The organism is Streptomyces sp. XM4193 (assembly GCF_023072595.1).
GTDB lineage: Bacteria > Actinomycetota > Actinomycetes > Streptomycetales > Streptomycetaceae > Streptomyces.
Genome location: NZ_JALLGK010000006.1, coordinates 219,923 through 231,523 on the forward strand (window position 1 = coordinate 219,923; position 11,601 = coordinate 231,523).

Below are 11,601 nucleotides of genomic sequence, written 5' to 3' on the forward strand. Positions count from 1 at the left end.
CGGGCCGGCCGGGACCGGGAACCTCGTCGGGACCGGGAGCGGGGCCGGGAACCTCGTAGGGACGGGACCGGGACCGGCGACGGGACCGGGAGCGGCGCGGCGCCGAACTGGCGCCGTCCCGGGGCCGGTTGGGCGTCAGCCCGTGCTTTCGCCGCCCTCGCCCCGCAGTCTGGCCCTGACCCGCTCCGCGACCTCGGCGTAACGCGCCTCGGCGCCGTACCGCGTGGGCTCGTAGTAGCGGCGGCCGTGCACCTCGGTCGGGGCGTACCGCTGGGCGGCGATCCCACCCGGTACGTCGTGCGGGTACTGGTAGCCCTCGCCGTGGCCGAGCTTCTGCGCGCCCTTGTAGTGGGTGTCGCGCAGATGCGACGGCACCGCGCCGGCCAGGCCCGCCCGCACATCCGTGAGCGCGGCGTCGATCGCCCTGATCGCGGCGTTGGACTTCGGTGCGAGCGCCAGCGCGAGGGTCGCCTGCGCCAGGATGATGCGTGCCTCCGGGAAGCCGACCATGGCCACCGCCTGGGCTGCGGAGACAGCCGTCTGGAGAGCGGTGGGATCGGCCAGGCCGATGTCCTCGCTCGCGGAGATCATCAGGCGTCTGGCGATGAAGCGCGGGTCCTCGCCCGCCTCCACCATGCGGGCCAGATAGTGCATGGCCGCGTCCGCGTCCGAGCCGCGGATCGACTTGATCAGCGCACTGGTGACGTCGTAGTGCTGGTCGCCGTCCCGGTCGTACTTGACCGCCGCCCGGTCGACGGCCTCCTCCAGGGTGGCCAGCGAGATCTCGCTCTCGCCCTTGGCCAGCGCCGATCCGGCACCGGCCTCCAGCGCGGTCAGCGCGCGGCGTGCATCGCCCCCGGCGATGCGCAGGAGGTGGTCCTCCGCGTCCTTCGGCAGCGCCACGGCGGCGCCGAGCCCGCGCTCCTCGGACACCGCTCGGCGCAGCAGCGCCCGCAGGTCCTCGTCGGTCAGCGGCTCCAGGGTCAGCAGCAGCGAGCGCGAGAGCAGCGGGGAGATGATCGAGAAGTAGGGGTTCTCCGTGGTCGCCGCGATCAGGGTGACCCAGCGGTTCTCCACGGCGGGCAGCAGCGAATCCTGCTGCGCCTTGCTGAAGCGGTGGATCTCGTCGAGGAAGAGGACGGTGTCCTTGCTGTACGCGCCCGAGGACCGGCGGGCGCCCTCGATGACGGCACGGACCTCCTTGACGCCGGCGGTGATCGCCGACAGCTCGACGAAGCGCTTGTCGGTCGCCTTGCTCACGACGTACGCGAGTGTCGTCTTGCCGGTGCCCGGAGGTCCCCACAGCAGCACCGACGACGAGCCGGCCGGGCCCGCCCCGCCCTCCCCCACCAGGCGGCGCAGCGGTGAACCGGGACGCAGCAGATGCTGCTGGCCCACCACCTCGTCGAGGACTCGCGGGCGCATACGGACGGCGAGCGGGCTCGCGGAGGGGTCGCGCTCCTGGCGCTCCTCGGCGGCGGCGGTGAACAGGTCGGGCTCCACGTCCCCGACCCTAAGTCACCCCACTGACAGCGCGGCCCGCCCCTTGCCCCGCCCCGTCCGCGAGCGGTGTCGGTGGCCGGGGCCGGGCCGGGACCGGTCAGCTGGTCCAGAAGTCCCACCAGTTGGTCAGGATCAGCAGGCCGATGATCCCGGTGTGCAGCACCGGCAGCATCCACGGGAACTCCAGCACGATGCTGCGCACGCTCTCCGGGGCCGGGATGAAGCGGTGCCTGAGGTTGTGGGCGAGGGTGAACCAGAACATGAACAGGGTCGCGACCCAGGTCAGCGTGCACCACAGGCAGAGCAGGCCGATCTCGTACAGCGACTGGTACATCAGCCAGGTGCAGAAGACGACACCGAAGAGGGTGCCGGCCTGCAGCCCGAGCCAGAACCACCGCCGGTAGCGGGCGCCCGCCAGCACGCCGACCCCGATGGCGACGACGACCGCGAACGTGACCATGCCGAGCATCGGGTTGGGGAACCCGAAGGCCTCCGCCTGGTCGCTCTCCATCACGCCCTTGCAGGCGACGATGGGGTTGAGGCTGCAGCCGGGGGTGTGGACCTCGCCCACCAACTCGGCCTGCATCAGCCGGAACTTGTCCAGCGTGATCATCCAGGCGGACAGGAGCCCGGCCGCGGCAGTGATGATCAGGATCCAGGCGAAGGGCTTGGTCGCCGGAACGGCACCCCCCGAACCGTCGTCCAGGCTGCTGCCCGCGGAGCTCTCGGAGGGTGCCGTGGTGGTCATGGCGTCGTCATCCCGTCAGGTGGTCGTGTGTGGCGCTCATTGTGCCTCAACGACCACGACCTCAATGGAGTTTCGTCAGCACGTGATCGACTGCCGAATCGAGGGCGACGGCGGTCTGTTCGCCGCTCTCCAGGTCCTTGAGCTGTACGACGTTCTCGGCGAGGTCGCGCTCACCGAGAACGAGCGCGTAACGGGCGCCGGAGCGGTTCGCGGACTTCATGGCGTTCTTCATGCCTTTGCCGCCGTACGCGAAGTCGGCCGCCACGCCACCGCGGCGCAGCTCGGTGACCACCGAGAACAGCGACCGCCTGGCCTCCTCGCCGAGCGGCACCGCGTACACCTCGGTGGTGTCGCCGGCCGGCAGCTCCACGCCCTCGGCGCGCAGCGCGAGCACCGTCCGGTCGACCCCCAGCGCCCAGCCGACCGAGGGCAGGGCGGGGCCGCCGATCATCTCGGCCAGGCCGTCGTACCGGCCGCCGCCGCCGATCGCGGACTGCGAGCCCAGACCGCCGTGGACGAACTCGAAGGTCGTACGGGTGTAGTAGTCCAGCCCGCGCACCAGTCGCGGATCGTCGCTGTACTCCACACCGGCCGCCGTCAGCAGCTCGCGCACCTGCTCGTGGTAGCTCTTGCAGCCCTCGCAGAGGTGGTCGCGCATCAACGGCGCATCGGCCAGCTGCAGTTGGACGCTCTCGCGCTTGTCGTCCAGCACCCGCAGCGGGTTGATCTCGATCCGGGCGCGGGTCTCCTCGTCGAGGTCGAGGCCGCGCAGGAAGTCCTGGAGCGCCGCACGGTAGACGGGGCGGCACTCGCGGTCGCCCAGCGAGTTCAGCAGCAGCGTGAACCGGCGCAGACCCAGCGTGCGGTACGCGTCGGCGGCCAGGATGATCAACTCGGCGTCCAGCGCCGGGTCCTCGGCGCCCAGCGCCTCCGCGCCGACCTGTGAGAAGTGCCGGTAGCGGCCGGCCTGCGGGCGCTCGTAGCGGTAGTAGGAGCCGGAGTACCACAGCTTCACCGGGAGGGCTCCGCGGTGCAGGTTCCCCTGGAGTGCGGCGCGCAGCACCGAGGCGGTCCCCTCGGGACGCAGTGCGAGCTCGTCACCGCCCTTGGTGGTGAGGGTGTACATCTCCTTGGTCACGATGTCGGTGGACTCGCCCACGCCTCGGGCGAACAGCTCCACCTGCTCGAAACCGGGTGTCTCGACGTAGCCGTAACCGGCCCGGCGCAGCGGTGCGGAGATCGCCTCGCGCACCGCGAGGAACTCGGCGGACTGCGGCGGCAGCAGATCGTAGGTGCCCTTGGGGGCGGAGAAGGTGTTCACGGAAGGTCTCGTCACATTCCTCGTCGAGGCGCGGACGGCAGGTCCTCGCCTCCGGCGGCCAGCTCCCGCAGGAAGGGGTTGGTGGCGCGCTCACGGCCGATGGTGGTCTGGGGACCGTGCCCGGACAGGACGACCGTCTCGTCGTCCAGGGGGAGGCAGACGCGGGCGAGGGACGCCAGCATCTCCTGGTGGTCGCCGCCGGGCAGGTCGGTGCGTCCGATGGAGCCGGCGAACAGGAAGTCGCCCGCGAACATGATCGGCGGGATGTCCGCCTGCTCGGGGAGACCGTAGGTCACCGACCCCTTGGTATGGCCGGGCGCATGCGTGACGGTCAGCTCCATCCCTGCCAGCTTCAGCACGGCGCCGTCGGTCAACTCGTTGACCTCGTCCGGCTCTCCGACGGTGAGCTCGCCGAGCAGCCGGTCGCCGAAGCTGCGGCCCAGCGCCTTCTCGGGCTCGCTCATCATGTACCGGTCGGCGGGGTGGATCCAGGCCGGGGTGTCGTGGCTTCCGCAGACGGGCACGACCGAGGCGACGTGGTCGATGTGGCCGTGGGTGAGGATGACCGCCACCGGCTTCAGCCGGTGCTTGGCGACGGCCTCCTCGACGCCCGCGGCGGCCTGGTGGCCCGGGTCGACGATGACGCACTCCTCACCGGCCGCCGGGGCGAGAAGATAACAATTGGTCCCCCAGGAGCCTGCTGGGAACCCGGCAATGAGCACGTTCGTCCTTCAGTCGTCCGGCAGAGAATCGCGGTGACCGCGAGCTTACCGGCGGCGGCGGTGCCGGTGCGAACCAGTTCGCTCCCGGCCCGTCCAGGCTGTTCCCGATTTTGCGTGGACGCCCCGCGGGGCGTTCGGAGTTCGAAGGAGTCTTCTCGTGGTCAGCGGTGAGCAACGGCGGAAGCAGCTGGCGCGGGAGAAGCGGCAGCGCAGGCTGGACAAGGAGCGGGCCGCCCAGCGCCGCAGGAAGGTCCGCAACGCCTCGGTCGCGGCCGTGCTGGCGATGGTGCTGGCCGGATCGGTCGTGTGGGCCGGGGTGTCCGCGTTCACCGGCACCTCCGACCCTGCGGACACCGCGGCCACCGGGGACGGCGGTGAGGAGCGCGAGGCGAAGGACCCCTGCGAGAAGCCCGCCGGCGGCGAGCCGAACGGCAAGCAGTGGGACAAGGAGCCCAAGGTCTCGATCGACGAGGACGCCTCGTACCGGATGAAGCTGGCGACGACCTGCGGCGACATCGAGCTGACCCTCGACGCCGAGAAGGCGCCCCGCACGGTCAACTCCTTCAACTTCCTCGCCGGCGAGGGGTACTTCGACCACACCCGGTGCCACCGGCTGGTGGACCAGGGCATCCATGTCCTCCAGTGCGGCGATCCGACCGGCACCGGCCAGGGCGGCCCCGGTTACAACATCCCGGACGAGAACCTCGACGCCCCCGAGGTGCAGGACGACGTCTACCCCGCGGGCACCGTCGCGATGGCCAACACCTACAACGCCCAACAGGACGAGGGGCGCGACACCGGCGGAAGCCAGTTCTTCCTGGTGTACGAGGACAGCCCGCTGCCGCCCGACTACACGCCGTTCGGCACCATCGGCGAGGGCGCGAAGGGGATGGACGTACTGCGGAAGATCGCAGAGGCTGGTTCCTACGACAACGAGGAGATCAGCGCGACCTCGCCGAACGCCACCGTGGTGATCAACAAGGCGACGGTCAGCGCGGACTGACCGTCCGCACGGCGGGCCGCGCCGTGCCGGGCACCGGCAGTCGGCTCGCGCGCTGTGCGGACAGCCCTTCGTGCTTCGCCTATGTTGGGCGTTGCGCAGGGCGCGGCCGGCCCGCCTCGGCGGGCGCGCCGCTCTGCCGGACGACAACTGTGGACGATGCCGGGGGTCTTGGGGCCCGCCGGCGTCATGTGGAGGAGGCGCTGTGAGCAGCGACCCGTGGGGCCGCGTCGACGAGACGGGGACCGTATACGTGAGGACGGCCGACGGCGAGAAGGTGGTCGGGTCGTGGCAGGCCGGCTCTCCGGACGAGGCCCTCGCCTACTTCACGCGCAAGTACGAGGGTTTGGTCGTGGAGATCGACCTCCTGGAACGGCGTGTGAAGACGACGGACCTGTCCGCCAAGGACGCGGAGACGGCCGTCTCGCACATCCGCGAGCAGGTGGACGCCCACCACGCCGTCGGCGACCTCGAGGCGCTGCGCCGGCGCCTGGACAAGCTGACGGAGACGATCGAGTCGCGCCGGACGGAGCGCAGGGCCGCGAAGGCCAAGCAGTCCGAGGAGGCCAAGCAGCGCAAGGAGGAACTGGTCGCGGAGGCGGAGCAGTTGGCCGCCAGCGAACAGTGGCGGGTGGCCGGTGAGCGGCTGCGGGCACTGGTGGACATCTGGAAGGGCCTGCCCCGGCTGGACCGCAAGAGCGACGACGAGCTGTGGCAGCGCTTCTCGCACGCCAGGTCCGCCTTCTCCAAGCGGCGCAAGGGCCACTTCGCGGCGCTGGACAGCCAGCGCGAGGAGGTCAGGAAGCGCAAGGAGAAGCTGGTCGCCGACGCCGAGGCGCTCTCCGGCTCGCGCGACTGGGGCCCGACGTCGGCCAAGTACCGCGAGCTGATGCAGGAGTGGAAGGCGGCCGGCCGGGCGCAGCGCGAGCACGAAGAGGACCTGTGGCAGCGCTTCCGCGGCGCCCAGGACGTCTTCTTCCAGGCGCGCAGCGAGGTGTTCGCCGAGCGGGACGCCGAGCAGCGGGAGAATCTGACCCGCAAGGAGGAGCTGGCGGCCGAGGCCGAGAAGCTGCTCCCGGTCACCGACCTCAAGGCGGCCCGCAACGCGTTCCGTCTGGTCAACGAGCGCTGGGACGCCGTCGGTCACGTGCCCAGGGACGCCAAGGCCGGTGTCGAGGGCCGGATGCACACCGTCGAGCGCGCCATCACCGAGGCCGAGGAAGCCGAGTGGCGGCGCACGAACCCGGAGGCACGGGCGCGCGCCGCGGGTCTGACCGGTCAACTCCAGGACGCGGTCGACAAGTTGCGCGGCCAGATCGAGAAGGCGCGGGCCGCCGGCAACACCGCCAAGGCGGAGAAGCTGGAGCGCGAGCTGGAGGGCCGCCAGGCGCTGCTGGACCAGGCGCTGAAGGGCCTGGAGGAGTTCGGCGGCTGAACTGCCCGTACTGCGTGCGTGTGTGGGGCCCCGATCGCGGATCGGGGCCCCACCGCGTTTCGCGCTCGCGCCGCCGGGCGAGGGTTCGGTGAGCGCCCGGGTCCGGCGAGGGCCCGGTGAGCGGCGTCCGTCCCCGGGAGGCTGCCGAGCAGCGGCCCGCTGGGGCCCGGGTCCGGTGAGGCCCGGGTCCGGTGAGGCCCGGGTCCGGTGAGGCCCGGGTCCGGTGAGGCCCGGGTCCGGCCAGGAGCCGCGCTTCGGTCAGGGGCGGCGGGCGGAGGTGACCCGGTAGACGTCGTAGACACCCTCCACCCGGCGCACCGCCTTCAGTACGTGGCCGAGGTGCTTGGGGTCGCCCATCTCGAAGGTGAAGCGCGAGGTCGCCACCCGATCCCGGGAGGTCTGCACCGCCGCCGAGAGGATGTTGACGTGCTGGTCGGACAGCACCCTGGTGACGTCCGACAGCAAGCGGGAGCGGTCCAGCGCCTCGACCTGGATGGCGACCAGGAAAACCGAGGACTGCGTCGGCGCCCACTCCACGTCGAGCATCCGCTCGGGCTCCCGGGCCAGGGAGTCGACGTTCAGGCAGTCCGCACGGTGCACGGACACTCCGCTGCCCCGCGTCACGAAGCCGATGATCGGGTCGCCGGGCACCGGGGTGCAGCAGCGCGCGAGCTTGACCCACACATCGTCGACGCCCTTGACGATGACGCCGGGGTCGGCGTTCGAGCGGCGCTTCTCGCCCCTGCCGCCGCGCATCGGCGGCGAGGTCTCGGCGATGTCCTCGCTGGCCTCGTCCTCGCCGCCCAGCGCCTGGACGAGCTTCTGCACCACGCTCTGCGCGGTCACGTGCCCCTCGCCGATCGCGGCGTAGAGGGAGGAGATGTCCGGGTAGCGCATCTCGTGCGCCAGCGTCACCAGCGAGTCGCCGGTCAGGATGCGCTGGATCGGGAGGTTCTGCTTGCGCATGGCGCGGACGATGGAGTCCTTGCCGTGCTCGATCGCCTCGTCGCGGCGCTCCTTGGAGAACCACGCCCTGATCTTGTTGCGCGCCCGCGGGGACTTGACGAAGCCCAGCCAGTCCCTGGACGGGCCCGCCCCGGACGCCTTGGAGGTGAAGACCTCCACGGTGTCGCCGTTGTCGAGGGTGGACTCCAGCGGCACCAGGCGACCGCCGACCTTGGCGCCGATCGTGCGGTGCCCGACCTCGGTGTGCACCGCGTACGCGAAGTCGACGGGGGTGGCGCCGGCGGGCAGCGCGATCACGTCACCCTTCGGGGTGAAGACGAAGACCTCGTTGCGGGAGAGGTCGAAGCGCAGCGACTCCAGGAACTCGCCCGGGTCCTCGGTCTCCTTCTGCCAGTCCAGCAACTGCCGCAGCCACGCCATGTCGTTGAGCGTGTCGCCGCCCTTGCCCGCCTTCTTCGGCACGTCGGTGCGGACCTTGGAGGCGCCCGCGACGGCCTCCTGCTTGTACTTCCAGTGGGCCGCGATGCCGTACTCGGCGCGGCGGTGCATGTCGAAGGTGCGGATCTGCAGCTCGACGGGCTTGCCGCCGGGGCCGATCACCGTCGTGTGCAGCGACTGGTACATGTTGAACTTCGGCATCGCGATGTAGTCCTTGAACCGGCCGGGGACCGGGTTCCATCGCGCGTGCACGGTGCCGAGAGCCGCGTAGCAGTCACGGACCGTGTCCACCAGGACGCGGATGCCGACCAGATCGTAGATCTCCGCGAAGTCCCGACCGCGGACGATCATCTTCTGGTAGACGCTGTAGTAGTGCTTCGGTCGGCCCGTGACCGTCGCTCTGATGCGGGCCCCGCGCAGATCGGCCTGGACCTCGTCGATCACGGTGGCCAGGTACTCGTCCCGCTTGGGCGCACGCTCGGCCACCAGGCGCACGATCTCGTCGTACATCTTCGGGTAGAGGATGGCGAAGGCCAGATCCTCCAGCTCCCACTTGATGGTGTTCATGCCCAGTCGATGGGCGAGCGGGGCGTAGATCTCCAGCGTCTCGCGGGCCTTCTGCTCCTGCTTCTCACGCCGCAGAAAGCGCATGGTGCGCATGTTGTGGAGCCGGTCGGCGAGCTTGATGACCAGTACGCGCGGGTCCTTGGCCATCGCGACGACCATCTTGCGGACCGTCTCGGCCTGCGCCGCCTCGCCGAACTTGACCTTGTCCAGCTTGGTGACACCGTCGACCAGCAGCGCCACCTGGTCGCCGAAGTCGCGGCGCAGGGTGTCCAGTCCGTACTCGGTGTCCTCCACCGTGTCGTGCAGCAGACCGGCCATCAGGGTCGCCGGGTCCATGCCGAGCTCGGCGAGGATCGTGGTGACCGCGAGCGGGTGGGTGATGTACGGATCGCCGCTCTTGCGCTTCTGGCCGCGGTGCCACCGCTCGGCGACCTGGTAGGCGCGTTCGAGCTGGCGCAGGGTCGCGGTGTCGGCCTTGGGGTCGTTGCCCCGCACTATCCGCAGCAGCGGCTCCAGCACCGGGTTGTACGGGCTGGAACGGTGCACGCCGAGCCTGGCCAGCCGGGCGCGCACCCGGTTCGAGGAGCCGTAGCGCCCGGAGACGCCCGAGACGGCCCGGCCCTGGTCCGCGGCGGACGCGGGCTCGGCGGAGGACTCGGCGGACTCGGTCGGCGACGCCTGTGCACCCTGCGCCCTGCGCTTGGCGCCGCGCGCGGCGGACTGGTCCCCGCGCGTGCTCGCCCCGGAGGCCGGGCGCGGGCCCGCGCCCGTCGACGTCGCGTCGGAGTTCACGTCCGGTGCGTGCGCGCCACTGCCCGTGGGCGCACCGGAATCCGGTCGCTGGGTCGCGGTGGGCGGCTGGGCCTCGTCCGGCAAGAGCACTCCTCTAGCTGTCCCGGCCAGGGATCGGTCGGACAGCCATGGTAGCGAGCCGTGCTCCACACCACCCTGGCCGGTGCCCCGGGCGTTCTCCGCCGCTGGTGGGCAAGGTGTTCGGCGGGCGGGGCCGCGGGCTTCGGATGCGCCGCACGGCTCGGGAGGCCCGGTGGCCGGGAGCGGCGGTGGCCGGGAGCGGAAACGGAGAAGGACCGGGGGAAGCGGGCCGTGTGGCCGCCTCCCCCGGTCCTTCGTCCGGCTCAGCAGGTCAGATGCGCACCAGTGACTCCAGCGCGGCGCCCTCCAGCGCGGGAGCAAGCCGCTCCCGGCCGTCGAGGAACCCGAGCTCGAGCAGCACACAGACGCCGGCCACCTGCGCACCCGCCCGACGTACCAGCTGCACGGACGCTTCCGCGGTGCCACCGGTGGCGAGGACGTCGTCGACGACCAGCACACGGTCCTCGGCGGTCAGCGCGTCGGCGTGGATCTCGATCTCGGCCGTGCCGTACTCCAGGGCGTAGCTCTGGCCCAGGGTCGGACCGGGCAGCTTGCCCGCTTTGCGCGCCGGAACGAAGCCGACACCGGCTTGCAGTGCCACCGGCGCCGCCAGGATGAAGCCGCGGGCCTCCAGGCCCACCACCTTCGTCGCCCCGTGTGCGACGCACCGCTCGACCAGCGCCTCGGTGAGCGCGCCGAACGCGGCCGGGTCGGCCAGCAGCGGGGTGATGTCCTTGAACACCACACCGGGCTTCGGGTAGTCGGGGACATCGCGGATACGACTGAGCAGCAGATCGCCCAGCCCTTCCGCAGAGCCCTCGGCGGTGGCTGCGGGGCGGGTCATCGCCGCTTCCCAGAGGACTTGCCCCGGCCGCGCGACCGGGATCCCGACCGTGTGGAGCGGCCCGCGCCGCTACCGGCCGTCGCCCTGGCCCGAGGCTCCGGCACGTCCTCGCCGGAGGCGGCAGCGCCCTCGTCGCCCTCGTCCTGCGCGTCGTCCTCGTCAGTCTCCGCCTCGTCCGCGCCGGCGTCCTCGGCGGTGCCGTCCTCGGCCTTCTCGGCCTTGGCACGCTTGGCCAGGATCCTGCGGTCATGGGCCTTGATGGCCGACTCGCGCGACTTGAGGTCGGAGACCAGCGGCGTCGCGATCATGATCGAGGAGTACGCACCGGCTGCCAGGCCCACGAAGATCGAGAGCGCGATGTCGTTCAGCATGCCGCCGCCGAGTACGCCGCCGCCGATGAACAGCAGGCCGGCGACCGGCAGCAGGGCCACCACCGAGGTGTTGATCGAACGCACCAGGGTGGCGTTGAGGCTGCGGTTGGCGAGCTCCGCGTAGGTGAAGCGGGTCTGCTTCCGGTAGTTGTGCGTGGTCTCCTTCAGGCCGTCGTAGACGACGACCGTGTCGTAGAGGGAGTAACCGAGAATCGTCAGCAGGCCGATCACCGTGCCCGGCGTGACCTCGAAGCCGACAATCGCGTACACGCCGACGGTGATGGTGATGTCGTGGATCAGCGCGATCAGCGCCGCGACCGCCTTTCGCCATTCGAAGGCGATCGCCAGGTAGATCACCACCAGCACCATGAAGATCGCCAAGCCCTGCCAGGCCTTGTTGGCGATCTGGGAACCCCAACTGGGGCCGACCAGCTCGGCGTTGATCTGCTGCGGGTCGAGGTCCATGCGCTCGGCGAGCTGCTCGCGGACCACGGTGGACTCCTCGGTGTCCAGGTCGGAGACCTGGATCCGCAGCGAGCCGTTGCCGAGCTCCTGGACCAGCGGGAGGTTGCCCGCGGCCTCTTGTGCCGTCTCGCGGGCTTCCTCCACCGAGATGCTGCTGCCCTCCGGGGTGGTGAAGACCGCACCCCCGGAGAACTCCACGCCCATGTGCAGGCCCTTCAGGCCCAGACCGGCGAACGCCAGGATCGTGATGAGGATCGAGACGCCGTACCAGATGAAGCGCTTGCCGATGAAGTCGTAACCGGCTTCGCCGCGGTAGAGGCGAGCACCGAGGTCACCGAGTCGTGACAT

8 protein-coding genes and 1 pseudogene are annotated in these 11,601 nt (G+C 71.0%); 2 read left to right on the forward strand and 7 right to left on the reverse strand.

From position 1 onward, the window contains the following. Nucleotides 1-135: 135 nt before the first annotated feature. The 4 genes from MTQ01_RS17745 to MTQ01_RS17760 all read right to left on the reverse strand — a co-directional run bounded on the left by MTQ01_RS17745 (nt 136) and on the right by MTQ01_RS17760 (nt 4,294). Nucleotides 136-1,503, reverse strand: coding sequence for a replication-associated recombination protein A (locus MTQ01_RS17745; RefSeq protein ID WP_247491551.1), 1,368 nt, complete (start codon nt 1,501-1,503; stop codon nt 136-138). Nucleotides 1,504-1,600: 97 nt separating this feature from the next. Continuing rightward, complete coding sequence (locus MTQ01_RS17750; RefSeq protein ID WP_247491552.1) at nt 1,601-2,251, reverse strand: vitamin K epoxide reductase family protein; 651 nt, start codon at nt 2,249-2,251, stop codon at nt 1,601-1,603. 61 nt (nt 2,252-2,312) lie between these two features. Next, the gene (gene hisS, locus MTQ01_RS17755; protein ID WP_247491553.1) at nt 2,313-3,572 is read right to left on the reverse strand and encodes a histidine--tRNA ligase; all 1,260 of its coding nucleotides are present in this window, start codon (nt 3,570-3,572) and stop codon (nt 2,313-2,315) included. Nucleotides 3,573-3,583: 11 nt separating this feature from the next. Beyond that, complete coding sequence (locus MTQ01_RS17760) at nt 3,584-4,294, reverse strand: MBL fold metallo-hydrolase (protein ID WP_247491554.1); 711 nt, start codon at nt 4,292-4,294, stop codon at nt 3,584-3,586. A 157-nt stretch (nt 4,295-4,451) separates the two neighbouring features. Here MTQ01_RS17760 and MTQ01_RS17765 point away from each other — a divergent pair, with 157 nt between their 5' ends. Then, entirely contained in the window at nt 4,452-5,297 is an 846-nt protein-coding gene (locus tag MTQ01_RS17765) for a peptidylprolyl isomerase (protein WP_247491555.1), read from the forward strand. Nucleotides 5,298-5,499: 202 nt separating this feature from the next. Then, on the forward strand, nt 5,500-6,729 hold the full coding sequence (locus MTQ01_RS17770; RefSeq protein ID WP_247491557.1) for a DUF349 domain-containing protein: 1,230 nt from the start codon (nt 5,500-5,502) through the stop codon (nt 6,727-6,729). A 258-nt stretch (nt 6,730-6,987) separates the two neighbouring features. On the opposite strand, the pseudogene MTQ01_RS17775 reads toward MTQ01_RS17770, so the two are convergent. The 3 genes and pseudogenes from MTQ01_RS17775 to secF form a co-directional block, all read right to left on the reverse strand. Further along, nucleotides 6,988-9,297: pseudogene (locus MTQ01_RS17775) on the reverse strand (bifunctional (p)ppGpp synthetase/guanosine-3',5'-bis(diphosphate) 3'-pyrophosphohydrolase); the annotation flags it as partial. A gap of 547 nt (nt 9,298-9,844) precedes the next feature. Further along, entirely contained in the window at nt 9,845-10,417 is a 573-nt protein-coding gene (locus MTQ01_RS17780) for an adenine phosphoribosyltransferase (protein ID WP_247491559.1), read from the reverse strand. Then, nucleotides 10,414-11,601 carry a protein translocase subunit SecF gene (gene secF, locus MTQ01_RS17785; protein ID WP_247491560.1) on the reverse strand — a complete coding sequence of 396 codons (1,188 nt, stop codon included), beginning with the start codon at nt 11,599-11,601 and terminating at the stop codon, nt 10,414-10,416. Before secF ends, MTQ01_RS17780 begins: the two co-directional genes overlap by 4 nt.